This is a genomic window from Nocardiopsis sp. NPDC006832, assembly GCF_040635885.1.
GTDB lineage: Bacteria > Actinomycetota > Actinomycetes > Streptosporangiales > Streptosporangiaceae > Nocardiopsis.
Window position 1 is genome coordinate 178,999 of the sequence record NZ_JBEYLC010000003.1, and the last position, 21,990, is coordinate 200,988.

Below are 21,990 nucleotides of genomic sequence, written 5' to 3' on the forward strand. Positions count from 1 at the left end.
ACGCCCGCACACCACACGAGGGAGAACGCACGGTGTCCGACACCCTGGACCAGATCGTCATCACAGGCGCGGGGATGGCGGGACTACACGCCGCCGAGGCCCTGCGCGAGCGCGGGTTCGAGGGTCGTCTGACCCTGCTCGGAGAGGAGCCCCACGGGCCCTACTCGCGTCCCCCGCTGTCCAAGGAGGTCCTGACCGGCATCGGCATGGACCCGGCCTCGGGCGGGGCCGGATGGTTGGTCGGGCACCGTGCGCTGCGTCTGCGCGAGGAAGAGGTGGTCCGGGACCTGGACCTGGATCTGCGTCTGGGCACCCGCGCGGTGGGCCTCGACCCGGTCTCTCGCGAACTCCGGTCGGCCGGCCCCGAGGGCGCCTCCTCCCTGCGCTACGACGGGTTGATCGTGGCCACCGGAGCGCGGGCCCGGCGGCCCGACACCGACCTGGCCGGGGTGCACGTCCTGCGCACCCTCGACGACGCCGAGGCGGTGCGCTCCGCCTTCGACTCCACGGGGGCTCTGGTGGTGGTCGGGGCCGGTTTCGTCGGTGCCGAGGTGGCCGCGAGCGCCCGAGCCGTGGGCATGGAGGTGACCCTCGTCGAGGCGGCGACCACCCCGATGACCCGGGTGGTGGACCCCGTGATCGGCGAGGTCCTCACCGAGATGCACCGGGAGAACGGTGTCGACGTGCGCCTGGGCGTGAGCGTGACCGGGTACGAGGGACACGGCGGTGTGGAACGGGTGCTTCTGTCGGACGGCTCGACGATCGAGGCGTCGCTGGTGGTGGTCGGGATCGGCGTGCACCTGAACACCGAGTGGCTGCGCGGGTCGGGCGTGGAGCTCCTGCCGGACGGGGCGGTGCTCTGCGACGAGTACTCCGCGACCTCCGTGCCGAACGTGTACGCGGTCGGGGACCTGGCGAACTGGCCGCATCCCCGCTACGGCGGTCGGATCCGCCTGGAGCACTGGACCAACGCGAGCGAGCAGGGTGAGGCGGCCGCCCACAACCTGCTCGCCGGTTCGGGTCGTGCTCCCTTCACCCCGGTCCCCTATTTCTGGTCCGACCAGTACAAGAAGAAGATCCAGCTGTTGGGACAGGGCGCTCCGGCGGATCAGGTCACCTTCGTGCACGGTTCACCCGAGGATCGGAAGTTCGTGGCGTTCCTCGGGCGCGGGGGGATGCTCACCGGGGTCCTGGGGTTGCGATCCACCCCGCGCACCATGCGTTACCGGGGCCTGTTGGAGAAACCCACCACGTGGGAGGAGGCCCTGGCCGCCGCGGGGGTCGGTCCCGCAGCGTGATGGCCTGCTTGGGCACGACCTCTCCGCCCGACGGACCTTCCCCCGCCGGCGCCGCTACCGGGCGAACCGGTCGGTGGCCTCGATGAGACGGTCAAGGATGCCCGGCTCACTGACCGCGTGTCCGGCGTCGTCGACGACGTGGAACTCCGCCTCCGGCCAGGCGCGGTGCAGGTCCCATGCGGTGCGCATCGGGGTGCACACGTCGTATCGGCCCTGGACGATGACGCCGGGGATGTGGCGGATGCGCTCGGCGCCCTCGATGAGCTGTCCGGGCGTGAGGAAACCCTTGTTGTGGAAGTAGTGGTTCTCGATCCGGGCGAACGCCAGCGCGTAGTCCTCGTCGGCGTAGTTCTCACGCAGCGACGGGTTCGGCAGTAGCGTGATCGTGGAACCCTCCCACACGCTCCACGCGCGGGCGGCCTCCAGGCGCACCCCACGGTCCGGGGAGGCCAGACGGCGCGCGTAGGCGGCGACGAGGTCGTCGCGCTCCTCCTGCGGGATGGGGGCCAGGTAGGACTCCCACAGGTCCGGGAAAAGGTTGGAGGCACCCTCCTGGTAGAACCAGCGGATCTCCTGGTCTCGCAGGGTGAAGATGCCGCGCACGATCAGCTCGGTGACCCGCTCCGGGTGCTTCTGGGCGTAGGCCAGGGCCAGGCAGCTGCCCCAGGAGCCACCGAAGACCTGCCAGGCGTCCACCCCGACCATCTCGCGCAGTCGTTCGATGTCCTCGACCAACGTCCAGGTGGTGTTGGTGGACAGGTCCACGTCCATGCCACTGGCGTGCGGGGTGGAACGTCCGCAGTTGCGCTGGTCGAAGAGCAGGATCCGGTACTTCTCCGGGTCGAAGAGCCTGCGGTGGTCGGAGTTGCAGCCGCCGCCCGGGCCACCGTGCAGGAACACCACCGGCTTGCCCGTGGGGTTACCGCTCAGTTCCCAGTAGACGCGGTCACCGTCGCCGACTTCGAGCATCCCGGAGTCGTACGGTTCGATCGACGGATACAAGGTGCGCAAGGCATGGCCTTTCATAGCTGTGGCGGGGCCGGACCGGGATCAGAGCCGGTCCAGCAGCTCCGCCTTCTTGGTGCTGAACTCGTCCTCCGTCAGCAGCCCCTCGGCGTGCAGGCGACCGAGCTCACGGATCTTCGCGAAGATCGCGTCGCCGTCGTCGCCGGCGGCCTCCAGCGCGGCGGGTTCCTCCACCGACACGGTGTGGCTGTTGACGGTGGCCGCCATGAGGAGGGTCTCGTCGCTGCCCTTGGCGCCGTGCGAGACCAGGGTGAAGAAGTCGTTCTCCAGGTCGGAGGTCTCGGTCAGGGTCACCCCGCGCAGGACCACCCTCAGGAAACCCTCGCCGAAGTCGACCTGCGGGGTCCAGTGGACGCGGTCGATCTCGGAGAGTCGGTACTCGCGGAACTGTTCTCGTTCCTTGGGGGTGTTGGTCATCCACCCGTCCCACTGCAACCGCACCCGCTCTCCGTCGAAGGAGGCGGAACCCTCGGCGGTGCGCACCTGCAGGGGCGGTCGGGCCACCAGCGCCCGAGCGGTCGCGGCGGGGTCCTGCGGTTCCTGTGTCATCTCGCGGGCGAAGCGGGCGGAGGCGGAGAGCTGTTCGGAGAAGTACTCGGCGACCAGTTCCTTCTCGTGCGCTCCGGTCAGCAACAGCGGGGTGGACGCGGCCCCCGTGGTGTCCAGGTCGGTGTAGGGGTCGGCCCCGTCCGCCAGGCGCATCCGCAACCGCCACCCTCGTTTGCGGTCGCCCGGGTCGAACTCCACCTCGCGCACCGCGGCGAGCGGCACCGTACAGTGCCCCAGCGCCTTGAACAGTTGTGGGACCTTGCGCCCGGTCCCGAAACCGACGCGTATCCGCTCCTCGTCGAAACGCCAGATCGCGTGGTGCCCGTGTAGCTCCTCCATGGTCCACCACCTTAGAGGGGGCGACCCACGACACAAAGCCCGCGTCGGCACGGTTCCGGGCGGCCCTCCAGGCGTCACCGGGGGCCGTCGAGGGTAGAACCTCAGGGGCACACCCCGACCCACCGCCCGCACGGCGGTGGCGGCCCGTGGACGGCGCGCGGCGCGCGCCGGAGCCGAACCGGAGGTCTTCGATGTCGAAAGGGATGTCCGAGGGCGCGCGGGAGTTCCGTGCCGCGCGGGACCTGCTCCTACAGCGCCAGGAGGACCGGGAGGACCAGGAGACCGTCCGACGCGAATTCGCCTGGCCCCGGCCCGAACACTTCAACTGGGCGCTCGACCACTTCGACCACGTGGCGACGACCCGGCCGGACCGGACGGCGTTGTGGCTGGTGGAGGAGGACGGCACCGAGACCCGCCACACCTACCGGCGGTTGTCCGAGCGCTCCGACCAGGTCGCCAACTGGCTGCTCTCGCAGGGGGTCCACCCCGGCGACCGGATCATGGTGGCCTTGGGCGACCAGGTCGAACTGTGGGAGATCACGCTGGCCGCGATCAAGCTGGGAGCGGTGGTCTGTCCCACCTCGCCGGCGCTCGCGGAGGGCGACCTGGTGGATCGGCTGGACCGAGGCGAGATCTCGCACGTGGTCTGCTCTCCCACCGAGACCGAACGCTTCGACCCGTTGAGGGGTCACTGGACGCGGATCTGCGTGGGCTACATGGACGGCTGGCTCAGCTACCCCGACTCCGAACACGCCGGGCTGGAATTCCAGCAGCCCAGACCCACCGCCGCCGGCGATCCCCTGCTGATGTACTTCACCTCGGGGACCGCCACCGCGCCAAAACCGGTCACCCACACTCAGAGTTCCTATCCCATCGGGCACCTGTCCACCATGTACTGGCAGGGGGTCCGGCCGGGGGACATCCACCTCAACGTGTCCGCGCCCGGGTGGGCCAAGCACGCCTTCGGCAGCTTCTTCGGCCCGTGGAACGCGGAGGCGACCGTGCTCGTGGTCAAGCAGGCCGCGTTCGATTCCGAGAGATTCCTCGACGCGCTGGTGCGGCGCGGGGTGGACACCCTGTGCGCTCCGCCCACGGTGTGGCGGATGCTGGCCCAGGCCGACCCCGGGGCGTATCGGGTGAACCTGCGCGAGGCCGTGGCCACGGGTGAACCGCTCGATCCCGAGGTGATCCACCGCTTCCAGGAGGCGTGGGGGATCACCGTGCGCGACGGGTTCGGGCAGACCGAGACGACCATGCTCATCGGCAACGGCCCCGGACAGCCGGTGGTCACCGGTTCCATGGGCCGCGCGCTGCCCGGATACGACATCTCGATCATCGACCCGACCACCGAGGAACCCTCCGACACCGGCGAGATCTGTGTGGACCTGGGCAACGCCCCCGTGGGCGCGATGCGCGGTTACTCCGACGATCCCGAACGCACCCGCCGGAGCACCCGCACGGGCCGGTACCGCACCGGGGACATCGCCTCCGTGGATTCTCGCGGTCACATTACCTATATCGGCCGAATCGACGACGTGTTCAAGGCCTCGGATTACCGCATCTCACCATTCGAGCTGGAAAGCGTTCTGGTCGAACACGAATACGTGGCGGAGGTGGCCGTGGTGCCCTCCCCCGATCCCCTGCGACTGGCGGTGGTCAAGGCGTACGTGACCACGGTCGACGGGGTGGCACCCGACTCCGAGAGCGCGCGGGCCATCCTGCAGTACGCGCGCGATCGACTCTCACCGCACAAGCGGGTCCGCCGCCTGGAGTTCGGAGTCCTGCCCAAGACCCACTCGGGTAAGATCCGACGGGTGCACCTGCGCCGGGCCGAGTCCGAACGCGGCACGGTCACCGACGGCACACGCAACCCACGTGAGTTCTGGGAGGAGGACCTCCCCGGGTTGAAGGAATGATCCCTCCCCACCCGCGAGGTTCCGAATAATCGCACCCGCGCCTTTTCGTCTCAGAACATGAGACGGAGTTCGGGCAATTGCGCAAATGTGTCCTTTCCCATCCCCGCGAACCGGTGGAATGACTCACGTCACCACGCCGGCACCGATGTGCCGCGCTACGGTTTCAGTACCGCAACAAAACGACCGGACGGGAACAGGGAAACGATGACGAGCACCAATGACACACGGGTGGCGAGTTACAAGCCGCTCATCGCGCCCCGGGACCTGCTCGCGGAACTTCCGCTCGGCGACGAGAGCACCGCCTTGGTCGAGAGCTCGCGCGCCGAGGTCAAGCGCGTCCTGGACGGGGAGGACGACCGTCTGCTGGTCGTCGTCGGCCCGTGTTCGGTGCACGACACCGAGTCCGCCATGGACTACGCGAACCGCCTGGCCGAGCTGGTGCCGTCGATCAGCGCGGACCTGTGCGTGGTCATGCGCGTGTACTTCGAGAAGCCCCGCACGACCGTGGGTTGGAAGGGTCTGATCAACGACCCGGGGCTGGACGACACCTACGACGTGCACCGTGGTCTGCGCACCGCCCGCAAGCTCCTGTTGGACATCAACGCGCTGGGGCTGCCCGCCGGGACCGAGTTCCTCGACCCGATCACCCCGCAGTACATCGCCGACGTGGTGTCCTGGGGCGCCATCGGCGCCCGCACCACCGAGAGCCAGGTGCACCGTCAGTTGAGCAGCGGTCTGAGCACCCCCGTCGGGTTCAAGAACGGCACCGACGGTGACGTGCAGGTCGCAGTGGACGCCGTGGGCGCGGCCTCCGCTTCGCACACCTTCTTCGGTGTGGACCCCAGCGGTGCCGGTTCGGTCGTGGAGACCCAGGGCAACCCGGACTGCCACGTCATCCTGCGCGGCGGACGTAGCGGCCCCAACCACGACCCGGCCTCGGTGGGCGCCGCCCTAGAGGTCATCGGCGGGGCCGGTCTGCCTCCGCGGCTGATGATCGACGCCAGCCACGCCAACAGCGGCAAGGACCACGTCCGCCAGGTGGGTGTGGCCCAGGAGATCGCCGACCAGGTCGCCGAGGGCCAGAAGGGGATCATCGGCGTGATGCTGGAGAGCTTCATCGAGGAGGGCGCCCAGAAGCTCGGGGACCCGGCCGCGCTGACCTACGGCCAGTCCATCACCGACAAGTGCATGGGCTGGGAGACCACCGAGGGTGTGCTGACCAACCTCGCCGAGGCCGTGCGCCGGCGCCGCAAGAACGCCGCCTGACCCTCGTCCCCCACGACGTGGAAGGGGGCTCGACACGGAACATCCGTGCCGAGCCCCCTTTCCGCGTCCACGGGACCGTTCAGGCACCCGCGGCGCTCGGCGGGAGCACGTCGAGTTCCACCAGGAAGTCGCGTCCCAGCGACTCGCGCAGCCCGGGGTCGGTGTCCTCGTCCAGACGCAACGCGAACGTGTGCAGGTCATCCCCGTTCTCCACCCAACCGACCCACCAGCCCGGCACCGAATCGGCCTCCGCGCCGAGACCGGTCCGCCCGTACAGGGCGTAGTCGCCGCCGCGTTCGATCTCCAGCATCTCCCGCAGTGCCTCCTGGTGCTCCACCTCCACCGGCAGGTCGGCGCGGGCCAGCGCCGCCAGGAACGTGGTCTGCTCCACCGCGGTGATCTCCAGCGGACCGTCCACCCAGAACCGGCCCGGTTCGCCGTCCTCGCCCACCTTGCGGTTGCCGTAGTCGAAACGGTCCACCCAGGTGGACATCCGGTCGTGACCGATGCGTTCGGCGACCTCCTGGTGCAACGACACGTCGGGGGTGGGCAGGGATTCGCGCAGACTCAGCTCGTCCTCGCCCCCGTCGGAGACCACCTCGTCGAGGTCGGACACCACACCCGTCTCCAGGGCGATGAGCGTGTTCGGGAGCTTGAACGTGGACGCCGGAACCACCCGTTCGCGGGCCTGCTCGGCGCCCACCACGGTCACGGAACCCTCCCGCACGTCGTGGAGCACGAAGGTGCCCTCCACCCCCGCCTCGTCCAGCAGCGAAGCGAGCTCGGGGCGCTCCACCGCCTCCAGGTCACCGAACGCGATCGGGGTGCCGCTCTGGTCCGGCCGAGCAGGCCGGTCCGCCTCGGGTTCGGCCCCACCACCCGAGCACGCGACGCCCGCCACGAGGGTGAGAACGGAACCGGTGGCGGCCAGGGCGAAGCGGACCGTCCTGGGAGAACGGATGGGAACGGTGTCGGTACGCACTCGGCTCCTCCAGCGGTGTTCGAGGGAACGTCCGATCCCAAGCTAGGTCATGATCCCGTTCCGGTCCCCCACCTTCCGAAGAGTCGATCCACAACCCGTCGGCCACTCTTGGGAGCCCTGTGTCGCCGCTGCTAGGCTGAACCCGTTGCTGACCCCGTACGGGAGAGCGCCCACGTAACCAACGCGGGCCGCCGAAGGAGCAATCCCTCCCCACAGACAACCTCTCAGGCACACGGACCGTACGGGCGAGACCACTCTGGAAAGCAGGGACGACGTTCCCTCGCCGAAGGTGCAAGCCACACCACATGCGTGGCGAAGCTCTCAGGCACCCATGACAGAGGGGGAGGATGGCAACGCCTCAACGCAACAATCGACGCCCATCCTCTCGGGAGTGCCCATGTCAGAGTCCACCTCCACGCCCCGTCTGACGGCGTTGCACAAGACCCACGAAGAGGCCGGGGCCACCCTCGTCGACTTCGCCGGCTGGCTCATGCCGCTGCGCTACGGCAGCGAGACCGCCGAACACACCGCGGTCCGCGAGGCCGCCGGGCTCTTCGACCTCTCCCACATGGGTGAGATCCGTCTGAGCGGCCCGCAGGCCGACCAGGCCCTCGACAACGCCCTGGCCGGCCACCTGTCCAAGCTCAAGGTCGGCCGCGCCCGCTACACCATGCTCACCGCCGAGGACGGCGGCGTCCTCGACGACCTCATCGTGTATCGCCTGGCCGAGGAGGAGTTCCTCGTCGTGGCCAACGCGATCAACGTCCCGGTGGTCGCCTCCGCCCTGGCCGAGCGCGCCGTCGGATTCGACGTCGAGGTCGTCGACGAGTCCGCGGACTACTCCCTCATCGCCCTGCAGGGCCCCAAGGCCGTCGAGATCCTCGCCCCGCTCACCGACGCGAACCTGGACGAGATCCGCTACTTCGCCGGCTACTCGCACAGCGTCGCCGGGGTCCCCGTACTGCTGGCCCGCACCGGCTACACCGGCGAGGACGGCTTCGAGATCTTCATCAGGCCCTCCGACAAGGCACCCGAGATCTGGGCCGCCCTCATGGCCGCCGGCGCCGAGCACGGGCTGGTCCCCGCCGGGCTGTCGGCCCGCGACACCCTGCGCCTGGAGGCCGGGATGCCGCTCTACGGCCAGGAACTCACCGCCGCGCTCACCCCCTTCGACGCCGGACTGGGCCGCGTGGTCAAGTTCGAGAAGGGCGACTTCGTAGGCCGCGCCGCCCTTGAGGAGGCATCGCGCACCGCGCGCGCCCGGCGCCTGGTCGGGTTCGTCGCCCGCGGCCGCCGCCCGCTGCGCAAGGGCCAGGACGTCCTGCGCGACGGCGCCGTCGTCGGAACCATCACCAGTGGCGCCCCCTCCCCCACCCTGGGCCGCCCCATCGCCATGGCCTACGTGGACGGCGACCTCGACACCACGACCGGCACGTTCACCGTCGACGTGCGCGGCCGCGGTGAGGAGGTCGACGTGGTCGAACTTCCGTTCTACCAGCGGAAGTCGTAGGAGCGGGGTCCCCTTCGGACCCCCGCAGGACCTGCGCGCGCCACCACCCGGATCCCCACGAGGGACCGGAACGGTCGGGGCGTGACCAGGCGTAGGTCGGGTCGGGCCGGCGCGTCCGACGGGCGCACGGCACACAAAGGACGAGCATCTCCAAGGAGAGTTGAAGTGAGCGTTCCCACGGAGCTGGGTTACACCGCCAAACACGAGTGGGTCGTGATCAAGGACGGGGTGGCCACCGTCGGCATCACCGCGTTCGCGGCCGAGTCGCTGGGCGACATCGTCTTCGTCGAGGCCCCCACCGTCGGGGAAGAGGTCAACACGGACGACCCGGCCGGCGAGGTCGAGTCCACCAAGTCCGTCAGTGAGATCTTCTCGCCGGTCGACGGTGAGGTCACCGAGATCAACGAGGCCCTCGAAGAGGCGCCCGAGACGATCAACTCCGACCCCTACGAGAGCGGTTGGCTGTTCAAGGTCCGGGTGTCCGAGGAACCCACGGACCTGCTCTCCGCCGCGGAGTACACCAAGCTGATCGAAGGCGAGAACTGAAGATGACCAGCGACAACCTGCTCAACCAGACCCTGAGCGAGCTGGACCCCGAGGTCGCCGCGGCGGTCGACGCCGAGCTGGGCCGACAGCGCGACACCCTTGAGATGATCGCCTCGGAGAACTTCGCCCCCCAGGCGGTTCTGGAGGCCCAGGGCACGGTCCTGACCAACAAGTACGCCGAGGGCTACCCGGGCCGCCGGTACTACGGCGGCTGTGAGCACGTCGACGTGATCGAGCAGCTCGCGATCGACCGCGCCAAGGAGCTCTTCGGCGCCGAGCACGTCAACGTGCAGCCGCACTCGGGCGCCCAGGCCAACACCGCGGTGTACTTCGCCCTGCTCAAGCCGGGCGACACCATCCTCGGTCTGGACCTGGCCCACGGTGGTCACCTCACCCACGGCATGCGGATCAACTACTCCGGCAAGATCCTCAACGCCGTGGCCTACCACGTGCGCGACGAGGACGGCACCGTCGACTACGACGAGGTCGCCGCCCTCGCCAAGGAACACCGTCCGAAGATGATCGTCGCGGGCTGGTCCGCCTACCCGCGTCAGCTGGACTTCGAGCGGTTCCGTAAGATCGCCGACGAGGTCGACGCCCTGCTCATGGTCGACATGGCGCACTTCGCCGGTCTGGTCGCGGCCGGACTGCACCCCAACCCGGTGCCGTTCGCCGACGTGGTCACCACCACCACGCACAAGACCCTGGGTGGTCCGCGCGGCGGCATGATCATGACCAAGGCCGAGCTGGCCAAGAAGATCAACTCCGCGGTGTTCCCCGGCATGCAGGGCGGTCCGCTGGAGCACGTGATCGCGGCCAAGGCGGTCTCGTTCAAGGTCGCCGCGAGCGAGGAGTTCGCCGAGCGTCAGCGTCGCACCGTCGCCGGTGCCCGCATCCTCGCCGAGCGCCTGACCCGGCCGGACGCGACCGAGGCGGGCGTCAAGGTCCTCACCGGTGGCACCGACGTCCACCTCGTCCTGGTGGACCTGGTGGACTCGCCGATCAACGGCCAGGATGCCGAGGATCTGCTGCACGAGGTCGGCATCACGGTCAACCGCAACGCGGTGCCCAACGACCCGCGCCCACCGATGGTCACCTCGGGCCTTCGGGTCGGCACCCCGGCCCTGGCCACCCGAGGCTTCGACGAGGACGACTTCCGCGAGGTCGCCGACGTCATCGCCGAGACCCTCAAACCGGAGCGGGACATCGCCGCCCTGCGCGCGCGGGTCGACACCCTGGCCGCCAAGCGACCGCTCTATCCGAACCTGTAGCGGCGTTCCCGCCGTGTGGGCCCGGTCGGGCCCGCACGGCGTCATCCCCCACGGCCCGAACCCTGTGCTCAACGAGGAGGACAGCCATGGCCATCAGCACCTTCGACCTGTTCAAGATCGGTATCGGACCGTCCAGTTCGCACACCGTCGGTCCGATGAAGGCCGCGACGACCTTCGTGTCGAGGTTGGCCGACGACGGTCCACTCGACCGGGTCGCGCACGTGCGAGTCGAGCTGTACGGCTCGCTGGCGCTCACCGGTAAGGGGCACGGCAGCGACACCGCCGTGATCCTGGGACTGATGGGGCACACCCCCGAGGGGGTGGACGTGGACGCGGTCCCCCTGCTCGTCGAAGAGGTCCGCTCCTCCCGGACCCTGCGTCTGGGCGGCCCCGACGGCCCGGTGGTCACGTTCGATCCGGCCGTGGACGTGGACTTCCGTCGCAAGGAGAGCCTGCCCGACCACCCGAACGGGATGCGGTTCGTGGCCCTGGACTCCGTCGGGGTGGAGCTGGCCGCCAAGGTGTACTACTCCGTGGGCGGCGGGTTCGTCGTGGACGAGCGGGCCGCGGGCGCGGACCGGATCAAGGCCGACGACACCGAACTGCCCTACCCCTTCTCCTCCGCCGAGGAACTGCTGGAGCTGTGCGAACGGACCGGCATGTCGATCAGCGCCCTCGTGTTCGCCAACGAGCAGGCGTTCGGACGCACCCCCGAGCAGATCCGCTCCGAGCTCCTGGAGATCTGGGCCGTGATGCGCCAGTGCGTGCGGCGCGGCGTGATGACCGAGGGCAGTCTGCCCGGCGGCCTGAAGGTGCCCCGTCGGGCGCACCGCCTCTACCGTCAACTGGGCGGCAACTGCGACGAGAGCGGCCTGCTCGCGCCCACCCACGTCGATCCGGACCCCATGCGCGGCAGCGATTGGATCAGCCTGTACGCGCTCGCGGTCAACGAGGAGAACGCGGCGGGCGGGCGAGTGGTGACGGCACCGACCAACGGTGCGGCCGGCATCGTCCCCGCGGTCCTGCACTACTACCTGCACTTCAGCCCGGGCGCTGGCGACGAGGGCGTGGTGCGGTTCCTGCTGACCGCGGCGGCCATCGGCATACTGTTCAAGCAGAACGCGTCGATCTCCGGCGCCGAGGTGGGTTGCCAGGGCGAGGTGGGTTCGGCGTCCTCGATGGCGGCGGCCGGCCTGGCCGAGGTCTTGGGCGGTTCCCCCGCCCAGGTGGAGAACGCCGCGGAGATCGCCATGGAGCACAACCTGGGCCTGACCTGCGACCCGATCGGCGGCCTGGTCCAGATCCCGTGCATCGAACGCAACGCCCTGGCCTCGGTCAAGGCCATCAGCGCCACCCGTATGGCCCTGCGCGGCGACGGCAGCCACTTCGTGAGCCTGGACAAGGTCATCAAGACCATGCGCGACACCGGCCGCGACATGCACGACAAGTACAAGGAGACCAGCCGCGGCGGCCTCGCCGTCAACGTCATCGAGTGCTGACCGGCGGCATCCGTCGACCTGGGCGGGAATGGACCGGGGCCGAAGCGGGTTGTACGGAGGGCACGGCCGAGGGCCTGGCTAGAGCGTTTCCACCCGTTCGCCGGTCCACGGTCGTCACCCCGGGTCTGGTGGCTTGAGCACCGCTCGCCACCAGACTCGCCCTTTCCGGACCGGGCCTTCGCGCCCGATCAGGCCAGGACGCGACGGGGGTTCTTGGCCGGAGCCGTCATCGACATCCGGATGACCGCCGGGACTTTCTCTAGGTCGAGCGCGGACCTCAGGTTGGTGAGCGCCTCCTCGCGTACCCGACGCCACACCCGCGCCACGTCCGCGTCCTCGTCCAGGGTGAGCGCCAACCGCAGGTGCGGTTCGTCGCCGGACTCGGTCAGGCGGGCCTTGGCCCGACGCACACCCGGATACTCGGAGACCTCCTGTTCGAGGGCGCCGCGGGCCGCGCTCTCCTGCATCTCCACGTTGCCCTCGTCGCCTCGGCCCAGATACAGGCGACCCACCGTGTCGTTCATGCCCTGCACCAACAACCAGCGAAGGGCCAGGAACCCGGCGACGAAGGCCACCGCCACGGTCACGTAGGGGACCCACTGCCCGGCCAAGACCCCTCTGGCGGTGTCGCTCAGCAGGGGATCGCCCGCGAGCCCCGAGCCGAAGAGCCCTTGCCCGGCCGCGAGGGCCGCGGCGCCGGCCGCGAGCAGCAACATCCCGACGATCACCAGGCCCAGGCGGTTGCCCCGCGCCGACCTGCGGTACCTGTCGCGAGCCATCGCTAACCTTCCGCGTATCGAACGTTCGTGACGATCCGCATGCTGCGCAGCGGAGCCAACTCTCGCAGTCGTCGCTCCACGGACCGCGTCACCTCGGTGGGCAGGTCGCCCGCCTCGCGCATCCCGGTGCGCACATGGACGCGAAGCCTGTTGCCGCGCACCGTGACGTGTGCGTTGTCGACCCCGCTGACCTCCTGGGCGGCGGCGGCCACCGCGCGACGCAGTGCCGGGCGGGTCAGTCCCACCACGAGCGCGGGGTCGTCGGTGCGCAGCGCGGTCCACCGGCTGCGTCCCGGGGCCAGCGCCACCACGATCAGCGCCAGCCCGATCAGCGCCAGCACCGCGGAGGCGATCTGCACCGAGGGTTCGGACCAGGTGGTGGTGGCCGCGTAGTCGGTGGCCGCACCCACCGGGAAGAGCTGTAGTGGGTTGCCCGCGAGCGCGGCGATGACCTCGGCCGCGGCGATCACCGCCACCGCCAGGACCAAGAACCCGGTGATCACCGCCGGCCACGAACGACGTGGCCGGAACGTGTGAACCGCGACTCGCCTGGCCCGACGGTCCACGCTCTGGGCCGGACGGCCGAGCGCCTCTTCCACGGTGGTCATCGCACCAACTCCGCGATCTCTATGTCGATGTGGTGGACCTGTTTGCCGGTGATCCGCTCGATCCGGCCCTTGACGTGTTCGCGTACGTCACCGGCCACCCGGGTGACCGATCGTGGATAGTCCACGTCGATCCGCAGCCTCAACAGGACCACCTCTCCGCTGACACTCGCCCGGGCCGACCGGAAGCGGGCGGCCCGGGCCCCGGAGACCTCACCGGTGGCCTCGCTCGCGGCCTTCTCCATGACGGATCCGGGGATGTCGACGCGGCCCCCGGGATCGCGCGTACGAGCCTGCCCGCCGCTCGACTCGCTTCGTGGGCCCGGCACCCTGTGTTGAGGAACCGTGTCGCTTCGCACCCCGACCACGTTCACTCCCCCGTCTAGGCCGAACGCCGAGTGAACATCTCGGCCAGGTCGAGTTCACCCTCCATCGCCCGGCCGGCGACGAATCCGACCAGGCCCAGGACCAGAACCAGCGCGAAGGCGGGGAACCCGCCGAACGCCGCAGCCAGCCCCAGTACGGTCCCGTAGGACAGTCCAACGATGGGCCACATGGCTTCCCCTCTCATCAAACGCCCTGCCTTTCGATCGGTGTTCAGCCGGTCGCGCGCGCTCCGTCGTCCAACCCGGCGACCACGTCCTCCACGGATACGTGGACGGTGCGGTCGCCGGCCAGCGGAGTCAGTCCCCGACGGATCTCAGTGGCGATCTCCGGAAGCGGACGCCCGTACCTGACCACCACTCCGACCTCGATGTGGTCCCCACGCACCGCGACGCCGTTGATCCGTCCACCCCGCGTGGCGGTGCTCAGGGTCCCGAAGGGCCCGGAGGACGGTTCGACCACGTCGGGGAAGCGGACCAGCTCTTCGACGATCTCCAGCGCGATCCGGTCGGGTGTCTCGCCACCGGCCATGGCTACTGGACCCTGGGTTCGGAGTCGCCGTTGTCGGAGGAGTCGTCCTCCGGCAGGTGGATGTCGTCCACCTTGATGTTGATCTCGGTCACTTCGAGCCCGGTCATCCGTTCGACCGCGCTGGTGACGTTGCGGCGGACCGCGGCGGCCAGGTCCTGGATGGCGGCCCCGTACTCGACGACTAGGTCGATGTCGACGGCGGCCTGGCGCTCCCCGACCTCGACCGACACACCCTGGGCGACCGTCCCGGAGGAGCCTCCCCCGCTCACTGCGTCGCGCACGACTCCGACCATGCGTGCGGTGCCGCCGCCCATGGCGTGGACGCCGCCGATCTCTCGCGCGGCCATGCCGGCGATCTTGGCGACGACGCCGTCGGCGATCCGGGTGTGTCCCTGTCCACCATCGGTGGCGTCACGCCTACCGCCGGATTCGCGGGCGCTCGGCACCGTGGACTGGGTCTTCATCTCCGACACTGGTCCCCCCTAGACAGTGTGCAAACCGTTCTGAACGTTCGGTCGAGACGCGTCAGTCGCGCTTGAAGACGTTCTTGATCTTGTCGCCCGCGGACCCGGTGCCGTCCTCCGCCTTGTCCTTGAGCTTGTCGGTGGCGTCCTTGGCCTTGGACTTGGCCTGGTCGACCTTGCCCTCGGCCTCGGTGCCGTGATCGCCGGTGGCCTTACCGAAGGCCTTCTTGCCCTTGCCGACCGCGTCGTCGAAGTGCTTGCCCATTTTTCTCCCCCTGATTTGAGCCCGTACGGCTCAAGGTGTGTGGACCGAAACGCCACGCCCTCGCCGATGTGCGGGGGACGCGGTGATTCGACCTCATCACACCATATAGACACTCTTCGTAGGCGCCAAGACACTTAAAGCAATGCTTTGCAGGTGGGAAGGGTCATGTTCTCACCATCCTTGCCCCAAACCCAGCCCAGGGAACCCTGTCCCGGGCAAGAAGAACGCCAGGGGTACCGGCCGGTACCCCTGGCGTCCGAAAATCGATTCTCCGGTCAGTCGAAGATGACCGTCTTGTCCCCGTTGAGAAGAACCCGCCGCTGGGCGTGCCAGTTCACGGCCCGCGACAACGCGACCGACTCAAGGTCGCTACCGATCGCGGTGAGTTGCTCCGGGCTGTGGGTGTGGTCGACCCGGGAGACCTCCTGCTCGATGATCGGCCCCTCGTCCAGGTCGGCGGTGACGTAGTGGGCGGTGGCACCGATCAGCTTCACACCGCGCGAGTGCGCCTGGTGGTAGGGACGGGCGCCCTTGAAACTCGGGAGGAAGGAGTGGTGGATGTTGATGATGCGACCGGACATCTTCGCGCACAGCTGCTCGGAGAGCACCTGCATGTAACGGGCCAGCACCACCAGGTCGACGTCGTAGGAGTCGACCAGTTCCAGGATCCTGCGCTCCTGCTCGCCCTTGGTCTGCGGGGTCACCGGCAGGTGGTGGAAGTCCACCCCATAGGAGTCCGCGAGGAACTCCAGGTCCGGGTGATTGGAGACCACCGCCGCGATGTCGATGTCGAGCAGGCCGCTGCGCTGTCGGTAGAGCAGGTCGTTGAGGCAGTGTCCGAACCTGGACACCATCACGATCATGCGCGGACGCACGTCCCGGGCCTGCAGGCTCCATTCGACGAACGCCCCGTCCGCGCTCCGCCCGAAGTCCCCGGACAGGGCCGCGAAGGCACCGCGCAGAACGTCCTCACCGGTGGCGCCCGAACCGCCGTCCTCGGCCATGAACTGCATCCTCAGGAAGAACCGTCCGGTGTAGTGGTCACCGTACTGCTGGCTCTCCGTGATGTTGCATCCGTGGTCGGACAGAAGGTTGGCCACTCCCGCCACGATGCCCCGGCTGTCGGGGCAGGACAGGGTCAGAACGTACTCACGCTCGCTCATCGAAGGAAACACTCCCGCAGATCGTCGGCCGAACAGCCTGACGACCCAGGATATCCAGGGCCTTCGCCCCTTGGGGTCGTTCCAGTCGTATCCCATGTCACCAGCGGGTACGTCCGAGCGCGCAGATCGGACCCCTCGGACAATATGAAAGAGATTCATGTTCTGGCATGCTCGACTCCATGACAAGCCCGCGTGAGAAGTACGAGGCCGCCACCCGGGAGCTCCAGGCACCCTTCGCCATGGTCGACCTGGCCGCCTTCCGCGCCAACGCCGCCGACCTGACGCGGCGCGCACACGGCCGTCCCATCCGCGTCGCCAGCAAGTCCGTACGCAGCCGCGAACTCCTGCGCCGGACCCTCGAACTTCCCGGATACGCCGGGATCATGGCCTTCACCCTGCCCGAGGCCCTCTGGCTGGCCCAGGCCGATCCCCACCTGAGCGACGACATCCTCGTCGCCTACCCCACCGCGGACCGCCCCGCCCTGGCCGAACTCGTCCGCGACCCCGCCGCCGCCCGCGCCATCACCCTGATGGTCGACGACACCGCGCACCTGGACCTCATCGTCACCGCCGTCCGAGCGGCGGACCGTGGCACCGACGTTCCCCGGATCCGCGTGTGCCTGGACATCGACACCAGCTGGCAGCCGCTGGGATCGAACCTGAGGATCGGCTCCTACCGCTCCCCCGTCCGCACCCCCGAACAGGCCCGGGAGCTGGCCCGCGCCGTGGTCGCCCGCCCCGAACTGGAACTCGACGGCGTCATGGCCTACGAGGGACAGATCGCCGGACTGGGCGACGCGCCCCCCGGCAGGCCTCTGTACGGGAGGATCCTGCGCGTGGTGCAGCGCCGCTCCGCCATCGAACTGGCCAGGCGCCGGGCCGCCATCATCCGCGCGGTCCGCGCCGTGGCCCCGCTGCGCTTCGTCAACGGCGGTGGCACCGGCAGTCTGCACACCACCGGACGAGAGAAGGCCGTGACCGAGCTGGCCGCTGGTTCGGGGCTGTACCAACCGCACCTGTTCGACCAGTACCGGTCCTTCCAGGGCAGACCCGCCGCGCTGTTCGCACTGCCGGTCGTGCGGCGCCCCGCGCCCGGCGTGGTCACCGTCCTGGGCGGCGGCTATCCCGCCTCGGGGCCGGCCGACGCGCACCGTCCGCCCGTGCCGTACCTGCCCGAGGGGCTCTCCTACACCGCCAACGAGGGCGCCGGTGAGGTACAGACCCCGCTGATCGGCGAGGCCGCTCGCGGTCTGTCCGTCGGCGACCGGGTCTGGATGCGCCACGCCAAGGCGGGCGAACTGTGCGAGCGCTTCGACACCCTGCACCTGATCGACTCCGACAGCGGCACCTACGAGGGTTCGGTTCCCACCTACCGCGGCGAGGGCCGCACCTTCCTGTGAGGCACCGGATCCGCCGGACACGGGACGGGGCCCGCGCGACCTACGCGCGGGCCCCGTCCCGTCGTTCCCGGGGGCCGGGAACCTACTTCCGCTTGCGGCGGACCGCCCAGGCCACCACGCCCACGGCGATGACCGTGCCCACCCCGGCCGCGAGGATCAGCGCCTCGGGAGGCAACCGACCGCGCGACTGGTAGGTGGTCACCACCCTGTCGTCGCCCTTGAGCACGATGCTGCCCTCTTCGGGATGCACCAGGTGGCTCTCCACCCGGACCGCTCCACCCCCTATCACCAGCGCACGGGCCTCGTCGAGGAGTCGCGTTCCGCGTTCCTTGGCCTTGTCGACCTGGCGTCGGGCGATGTTGGCGGGGCGAGCCCGCACACCGAGTTCGTCCAAGGTCTCGGCCAACCGGCGCTGCTCGCGGTCGATCTCGGCCTGGATCTCGGCGGCGGTCTGGCGCGGTTCGGTGTCGCCTGCCGTCATTGAGTGCCTCTCTCCACTAGCGCACGATTGTCTGAGAGCCCGAGTCCGAGCCGGTGTCCCGGCCCTGATCCTCCGCGCCGTCGGACGGACCGGAGAATCTCAGCGCGCCATCGATTCCGTCGACCACACGGAAGAAGTCCCGCGTGGACAACCACAGTTTATAGATGATGGCGATCTCGAAGGCGAGCAGCAAAACGCCCACAAAGGCCGTGATCCAGCCGATCACGGGCGGACCGAACAGGACCGCGGCCACCGGCGCGACCACGAAGACGGCCACCTGGAACTCGATGCCGCCCACCAGGTGGGTACGGACGCGGCGGGCGTTCAACGCCGCCCAGAACCGCTGATACCAGGGGAAACGCGTTCGGAATTCCTGGTGCAGGTCGACCTTGGGAAGGGTCAGGTCCGGCTGCTTGCCGGCCGTGCGCTGGTTGCGCGCCTCCCGCTCGTTCTGGCTGCGCAGAATGTGCTCCAACACGCCGATGCCGTGCCGCAGAACCGCCTGCTCGCCACCATCGCTCATCGTGCGGCCACCGCGACCGGTCGCGGCGCCCGTGTCATCGCCGGCGGGGTCCAGCATCGACAGGGCCGCCCGGGCGCGCTCCAACGCCGCCGCCAGGTGCGAACGCATCTCCCGCCGCACCTTGTACACCTGCAGGGCGTTAAGGTAGCGCAGCATGTCCAGGAAGACCACGGCCAACGCCAACCAGACGAACGCCACGTGCCCGGTCTCCCGGTACTGTCCGCCCATCAGCGCGACCACGCACACGAGCACCCGGAACCGGTCGGACACGTAGTCCATCCAGGCCCCGAAGATCGTCTCGGTGTCGGTGAGCCGGGCCAGTTTGCCGTCGACGCAGTCCACGAGGAAGCACACGTAGTACAGCGCGGCGCCCAGAATGAGCAGCGGCCAGTACCCGAACGCGAAACACACGGCGGCGCCCAGCCCGAGGAAGAGCGCGACCACCGTCAGCTGGTTCGGGGTGATGGAGGTGCGGTTGGCGAAGAAGCGGACCAGCCGGACCGCTATCGGGTCCACCAGGTACACGGTCCACCAGGAATCGCGCTCCTTGAGGGTGCGGGCCCTGACCTCGTCGAGTGTGAAACCGGACATCGGCGCGAACTACTCCCAAAGAGAAACGGATGTGCTCCGGCCCGGCTGCGACGCCGGACATGCCGGCGGGTCACCGGCGACCCGCGCACGCTACGGCATGAGGTCCAGAACAGGCCAACCGAGAGCGTTCGGTCAACAATAGGTGATCAGACCGTCGGCCACCCCCAATGCGGATGAACCGAACCGGAATCGCAACCGAAGCACGCACGTCACCCACGACCACCACCACGGATGCGTCCCCCACCCGCACCCCGTACCCACCCGGGCATCTCATACTGTGAGGCATGCAGAACACGGGCCGGGCACGCCCGGCCCACCAGCAGCGGAAGGAAGACACCACGTGAGCGAGACCATCCGTCTGGAGCCCGGAGACCAGGCCCCCGACTTCACCCTCAGCGACGCCGACGGTGACCCCGTCACCCTGAGCAAGGTCCTGGCCGACACCGGCAAGAGCGTCGTGCTGTACTTCTACCCGGCCGCGATGACCCCCGGATGCACCACCGAGGCGTGCGACTTCCGGGACAACATCACCGAGTTCGCCGACGCCGGCTTCACCGTGCTGGGGGTCTCCCCCGACAAGGCCGAGAAGCTGGCGCGGTTCCGGGAGCAGGAGAGCCTGACCTTCACCCTGCTCGGTGACCCAGAGAAGGAGACCCTGACCGCCTATGGGGCCTTCGGGGAGAAGAAGAACTACGGTCGCGTCGTCCAGGGCGTCATCCGGTCCACCTTCATCGTCGGTACCGACGGCAAGGTGCAGAAGGCCTTCTACAACGTGAAGGCCACCGGCCACGTCGACCGGATCAAGCGCGAACTGGGCCTCTGATCCGCGATCGGTCGTCCGGTCACCGAGAGACCGGACGACCGGTGCCCCCGGGTTCCCGTCCACCCCGCCGATCCCGGTAGAGTTACCCCGTTGGGGCCGTAGTCCAACCGGCAGGAGACGGCAGCTTTAGGTGCTGTACAGTGCGGGTTCGAATCCCGCCGGCCCCACTCCACTCGGAAACGACCCGGCTCTCGTCGGGTCGTTCCGTCGTTTCAGGGGTTCCACGGGCCCAGGGTTCTACAGGCCCAGCAGGGCCCACATGACCAGGGCGAGCAGTGCGAGCACACCCACGCCCACACCGACGGCCACCGGAAGCCTGCTCTTCTCCGCGTGCTTGCCCGGGCTGGTCAGCCCCATGTTGTCGGTGGACTCGCGGATCGACATCATGATCGAGTTCATCGCCTCGGGGCTGTTGTGCAGCCGCTCGCTGATGGACTCGGCCAGCACCCTCGCACCCGCGCGGAAGTGCTCACGGGCCGACTCTCGCTCCTCGGCGGTGACCGCGCCGTCGGAGTCGACCTCCGTCGACGACTCCTCCGAGTCCTTCTCCGAGCTCTCGGGCGACCACGGGGCGAGCGCGGCGATCCGCAGCATCTTGGTGGCGTTCTCCGCGCTCAGCCGCTCCGCCGGATCGACCCTGAGCAGACCGGCCAGCACCGGGGCCAGCGGCCCGGCGTTGGCGGCCGCCTTGGGCTCGTGCAGGGGTTCCTGGCGCAGGATCTTGATGTAGCCCTTGCGGTCGTAGGGCGGGTAGCCCTCGACCGCGGCGTACAACGTGGCGCCCAGCGACCACAGGTCGGACTCGGGGCCCACTGGACCGGCCTTGGCCCGCTCCGGCGGGATGTAGGCGGGCGAACCGATGATGCGACCCGAGGAGCTCAGCGCGGACTCGCCGTTCCAGGCGGCCAGACCGAAGTCGGTGAGCACCACCCGTCCGGCGGCGCTGATCATCACGTTCTCGGGCTTGACGTCGCGGTGGACGATGCCCTCGCCATGCGCCACCTGCAGGGCGTCGATGAGCTGGAGGCCGATCTCGGCGACCCGCTGGTAGGGCAGGGGGCCGCCCACCTGGATGATCTCCTCCAGGGTGGAGGCCTCCACCAGCTCCATGACGATCCACGGCCGCTCGTCCTCGTCCACCACGTCCAGGACGGTGACCAGGCTGGGGTGCGTGAGGCGCCCGGCCACCCGCGCCTCGCGGGTGGTGCGCTGCAACAGGGAGTCGCGCTCGGAACGGCTCAGGTCCGCGGGCAGTCGCAGCTCCTTGACCGCGACCTCGCGCTTGATGACGAGGTCGGTGGCGCGCCAGACGGTGCCCACACCGCCCCGGGCGATCTCGGAGGTCAGCTGGTAGCGACCCTTGAGAAGTCGACCAACGGGCTCATCCACAGCCGCGTCCGGACGCGCGGAATCGAGCGACGTCTCTGGCCGCTGCGTGTGGGGGTTTTCTAGGGAGGACACGGTTATCCACGGGTCCATTCACCGGCCATGGTGGCCTCCTGCGGAGCATTGCGGTCGCTGTCACCACGTAGGTGCACGGATCACTCGTTATACCAGTATGACGCGGGTAGCACGCCTACGGTTAACCGATGAGTGACACATAGGTTCGGTTTCGTTATGTCCGAGCAAGCACGACACATGCCGTGAGGAGGATCTCCCTTGCCCTCCCTTGACCCGGACGTGGGTCAGGTCCGGTGCGATCCGGCCGCGCATCACCGCGGTGTTCACCAGGTTGCCGACGATCCCGGCCGTCTCGGCCCGCCCACGTCCGTGGACCGG

General features: G+C 69.1%; 23 protein-coding genes, 1 tRNA gene and 1 riboswitch. Of the genes, 10 read left to right on the top strand and 14 right to left on the bottom strand.

The genetic code is table 11. The features are described 5' to 3' along the window. Positions 1–32 precede the first annotated feature (32 nt). Entirely contained in the window at positions 33–1,298 is a 1,266-nt protein-coding gene (locus ABZ717_RS02695; protein WP_358504484.1) for an FAD-dependent oxidoreductase, read from the top strand. A gap of 54 nt (positions 1,299–1,352) precedes the next feature. Here the strand turns inward: ABZ717_RS02695 and pip are convergent, their stop codons facing one another. Beyond that, complete coding sequence (gene pip / locus ABZ717_RS02700; RefSeq protein WP_358504486.1) at positions 1,353–2,309, bottom strand: prolyl aminopeptidase; 957 nt, start codon at positions 2,307–2,309, stop codon at positions 1,353–1,355. A gap of 39 nt (positions 2,310–2,348) precedes the next feature. After that, positions 2,349–3,212, bottom strand: a complete 864-nt coding sequence (locus tag ABZ717_RS02705) for a DUF4429 domain-containing protein (RefSeq protein WP_358504488.1) — start codon at positions 3,210–3,212, stop codon at positions 2,349–2,351. A 191-nt stretch (positions 3,213–3,403) separates the two neighbouring features. Between ABZ717_RS02705 and ABZ717_RS02710 the strand changes: the two genes are divergently transcribed. Together ABZ717_RS02710 and ABZ717_RS02715 are read left to right on the top strand one after the other, a co-directional pair. Then, positions 3,404–5,128 carry an AMP-binding protein gene (locus ABZ717_RS02710; protein ID WP_358504491.1) on the top strand — a complete coding sequence of 575 codons (1,725 nt, stop codon included), beginning with the start codon at positions 3,404–3,406 and terminating at the stop codon, positions 5,126–5,128. A gap of 204 nt (positions 5,129–5,332) precedes the next feature. Further along, positions 5,333–6,394 (top strand): 3-deoxy-7-phosphoheptulonate synthase, encoded by a 1,062-nt coding sequence (locus ABZ717_RS02715; RefSeq protein ID WP_358504493.1) that lies wholly within the window; start codon positions 5,333–5,335, stop codon positions 6,392–6,394. 79 nt (positions 6,395–6,473) lie between these two features. Here the strand turns inward: ABZ717_RS02715 and ABZ717_RS02720 are convergent, their stop codons facing one another. Further along, the gene (locus ABZ717_RS02720; protein WP_358504496.1) at positions 6,474–7,376 is read right to left on the bottom strand and encodes a penicillin-binding transpeptidase domain-containing protein; all 903 of its coding nucleotides are present in this window, start codon (positions 7,374–7,376) and stop codon (positions 6,474–6,476) included. Between the two features lie 149 nt (positions 7,377–7,525). Beyond that, positions 7,526–7,626: riboswitch (glycine riboswitch) on the top strand. A 147-nt stretch (positions 7,627–7,773) separates the two neighbouring features. Between ABZ717_RS02720 and gcvT the strand changes: the two genes are divergently transcribed. The 4 genes from gcvT to ABZ717_RS02740 all read left to right on the top strand — a co-directional run bounded on the left by gcvT (position 7,774) and on the right by ABZ717_RS02740 (position 12,202). Continuing rightward, positions 7,774–8,886 carry a glycine cleavage system aminomethyltransferase GcvT gene (gene gcvT / locus ABZ717_RS02725; protein WP_358504499.1) on the top strand — a complete coding sequence of 371 codons (1,113 nt, stop codon included), beginning with the start codon at positions 7,774–7,776 and terminating at the stop codon, positions 8,884–8,886. Between the two features lie 165 nt (positions 8,887–9,051). After that, on the top strand, positions 9,052–9,432 hold the full coding sequence (gene gcvH, locus ABZ717_RS02730; protein WP_358504502.1) for a glycine cleavage system protein GcvH: 381 nt from the start codon (positions 9,052–9,054) through the stop codon (positions 9,430–9,432). 2 nt (positions 9,433–9,434) lie between these two features. Further along, entirely contained in the window at positions 9,435–10,703 is a 1,269-nt protein-coding gene (glyA, locus tag ABZ717_RS02735; protein WP_358504504.1) for a serine hydroxymethyltransferase, read from the top strand. Positions 10,704–10,789: 86 nt separating this feature from the next. Beyond that, entirely contained in the window at positions 10,790–12,202 is a 1,413-nt protein-coding gene (locus ABZ717_RS02740; protein ID WP_358504507.1) for an L-serine ammonia-lyase, read from the top strand. 188 nt (positions 12,203–12,390) lie between these two features. On the opposite strand, the gene amaP is transcribed toward ABZ717_RS02740, so the two are convergent. From amaP to purU, 8 genes are all read right to left on the bottom strand, one after another. Continuing rightward, a complete protein-coding gene (gene amaP / locus ABZ717_RS02745) occupies positions 12,391–12,981 on the bottom strand; it encodes an alkaline shock response membrane anchor protein AmaP (RefSeq protein ID WP_358504510.1) in 591 nt (196 codons plus the stop codon). Between the two features lie 2 nt (positions 12,982–12,983). Continuing rightward, the gene (locus ABZ717_RS02750) at positions 12,984–13,589 is read right to left on the bottom strand and encodes a DUF6286 domain-containing protein (protein WP_358504513.1); all 606 of its coding nucleotides are present in this window, start codon (positions 13,587–13,589) and stop codon (positions 12,984–12,986) included. Then, a complete protein-coding gene (locus ABZ717_RS02755; RefSeq protein WP_358504516.1) occupies positions 13,586–13,954 on the bottom strand; it encodes a hypothetical protein in 369 nt (122 codons plus the stop codon). Before ABZ717_RS02755 ends, ABZ717_RS02750 begins: the two co-directional genes overlap by 4 nt. Before the next feature lie 14 nt (positions 13,955–13,968). Then, positions 13,969–14,142 carry a hypothetical protein gene (locus tag ABZ717_RS02760; protein ID WP_190318529.1) on the bottom strand — a complete coding sequence of 58 codons (174 nt, stop codon included), beginning with the start codon at positions 14,140–14,142 and terminating at the stop codon, positions 13,969–13,971. A gap of 41 nt (positions 14,143–14,183) precedes the next feature. Further along, the gene (locus tag ABZ717_RS02765; RefSeq protein WP_358504520.1) at positions 14,184–14,501 is read right to left on the bottom strand and encodes a hypothetical protein; all 318 of its coding nucleotides are present in this window, start codon (positions 14,499–14,501) and stop codon (positions 14,184–14,186) included. 2 nt (positions 14,502–14,503) lie between these two features. After that, positions 14,504–14,965 (bottom strand): Asp23/Gls24 family envelope stress response protein, encoded by a 462-nt coding sequence (locus ABZ717_RS02770; protein ID WP_358504523.1) that lies wholly within the window; start codon positions 14,963–14,965, stop codon positions 14,504–14,506. A 61-nt stretch (positions 14,966–15,026) separates the two neighbouring features. Next, the gene (locus tag ABZ717_RS02775; RefSeq protein WP_358504526.1) at positions 15,027–15,230 is read right to left on the bottom strand and encodes a CsbD family protein; all 204 of its coding nucleotides are present in this window, start codon (positions 15,228–15,230) and stop codon (positions 15,027–15,029) included. 275 nt (positions 15,231–15,505) lie between these two features. Beyond that, on the bottom strand, positions 15,506–16,393 hold the full coding sequence (gene purU, locus ABZ717_RS02780) for a formyltetrahydrofolate deformylase (protein WP_358504529.1): 888 nt from the start codon (positions 16,391–16,393) through the stop codon (positions 15,506–15,508). Positions 16,394–16,572: 179 nt separating this feature from the next. Between purU and ABZ717_RS02785 the strand changes: the two genes are divergently transcribed. Further along, entirely contained in the window at positions 16,573–17,793 is a 1,221-nt protein-coding gene (locus ABZ717_RS02785; protein WP_358504532.1) for an amino acid deaminase/aldolase, read from the top strand. Positions 17,794–17,875: 82 nt separating this feature from the next. Here ABZ717_RS02785 and ABZ717_RS02790 read toward each other — a convergent pair whose 3' ends face one another. After that, positions 17,876–18,274 carry a DUF3618 domain-containing protein gene (locus ABZ717_RS02790; RefSeq protein WP_358504535.1) on the bottom strand — a complete coding sequence of 133 codons (399 nt, stop codon included), beginning with the start codon at positions 18,272–18,274 and terminating at the stop codon, positions 17,876–17,878. 16 nt (positions 18,275–18,290) lie between these two features. Next, positions 18,291–19,388, bottom strand: coding sequence for a CDP-alcohol phosphatidyltransferase family protein (locus tag ABZ717_RS02795; protein WP_358504538.1), 1,098 nt, complete (start codon positions 19,386–19,388; stop codon positions 18,291–18,293). A 340-nt stretch (positions 19,389–19,728) separates the two neighbouring features. Here ABZ717_RS02795 and bcp point away from each other — a divergent pair, with 340 nt between their 5' ends. Both bcp and ABZ717_RS02805 read left to right on the top strand, forming a co-directional pair. Then, on the top strand, positions 19,729–20,211 hold the full coding sequence (gene bcp, locus ABZ717_RS02800) for a thioredoxin-dependent thiol peroxidase (protein WP_067606639.1): 483 nt from the start codon (positions 19,729–19,731) through the stop codon (positions 20,209–20,211). A gap of 92 nt (positions 20,212–20,303) precedes the next feature. Then, positions 20,304–20,378, top strand: a tRNA-Leu gene (locus tag ABZ717_RS02805). Between the two features lie 70 nt (positions 20,379–20,448). Here the strand turns inward: ABZ717_RS02805 and ABZ717_RS02810 are convergent. After that, on the bottom strand, positions 20,449–21,600 hold the full coding sequence (locus tag ABZ717_RS02810) for a serine/threonine-protein kinase (protein ID WP_358504541.1): 1,152 nt from the start codon (positions 21,598–21,600) through the stop codon (positions 20,449–20,451). Positions 21,601–21,990: the final 390 nt, after the last annotated feature.

Bases quoted from the DNA above. Each gene is read 5' to 3' on its own strand.
- ABZ717_RS02705 (WP_358504488.1), bottom strand. From the start codon at position 3,212: ATGGAGGAGCTACACGGGCACCACGCGATCTGGCGTTTCGACGAGGAG.
- ABZ717_RS02710 (WP_358504491.1), top strand. From the start codon at position 3,404: ATGTCGAAAGGGATGTCCGAGGGCGCGCGGGAGTTCCGTGCCGCGCGG.
- ABZ717_RS02715 (WP_358504493.1), top strand. From the start codon at position 5,333: ATGACGAGCACCAATGACACACGGGTGGCGAGTTACAAGCCGCTCATC.
- gcvT (WP_358504499.1), top strand. From the start codon at position 7,774: ATGTCAGAGTCCACCTCCACGCCCCGTCTGACGGCGTTGCACAAGACC.
- glyA (WP_358504504.1), top strand. From the start codon at position 9,435: ATGACCAGCGACAACCTGCTCAACCAGACCCTGAGCGAGCTGGACCCC.
- ABZ717_RS02740 (WP_358504507.1), top strand. From the start codon at position 10,790: ATGGCCATCAGCACCTTCGACCTGTTCAAGATCGGTATCGGACCGTCC.
- amaP (WP_358504510.1), bottom strand. From the start codon at position 12,981: ATGGCTCGCGACAGGTACCGCAGGTCGGCGCGGGGCAACCGCCTGGGC.
- ABZ717_RS02750 (WP_358504513.1), bottom strand. From the start codon at position 13,589: ATGACCACCGTGGAAGAGGCGCTCGGCCGTCCGGCCCAGAGCGTGGAC.
- ABZ717_RS02760 (WP_190318529.1), bottom strand. From the start codon at position 14,142: ATGTGGCCCATCGTTGGACTGTCCTACGGGACCGTACTGGGGCTGGCT.
- ABZ717_RS02765 (WP_358504520.1), bottom strand. From the start codon at position 14,501: ATGGCCGGTGGCGAGACACCCGACCGGATCGCGCTGGAGATCGTCGAA.
- ABZ717_RS02770 (WP_358504523.1), bottom strand. From the start codon at position 14,965: ATGAAGACCCAGTCCACGGTGCCGAGCGCCCGCGAATCCGGCGGTAGG.
- ABZ717_RS02775 (WP_358504526.1), bottom strand. From the start codon at position 15,230: ATGGGCAAGCACTTCGACGACGCGGTCGGCAAGGGCAAGAAGGCCTTC.
- purU (WP_358504529.1), bottom strand. From the start codon at position 16,393: ATGAGCGAGCGTGAGTACGTTCTGACCCTGTCCTGCCCCGACAGCCGG.
- ABZ717_RS02785 (WP_358504532.1), top strand. From the start codon at position 16,573: ATGACAAGCCCGCGTGAGAAGTACGAGGCCGCCACCCGGGAGCTCCAG.
- ABZ717_RS02790 (WP_358504535.1), bottom strand. From the start codon at position 18,274: ATGACGGCAGGCGACACCGAACCGCGCCAGACCGCCGCCGAGATCCAG.
- ABZ717_RS02795 (WP_358504538.1), bottom strand. From the start codon at position 19,388: ATGTCCGGTTTCACACTCGACGAGGTCAGGGCCCGCACCCTCAAGGAG.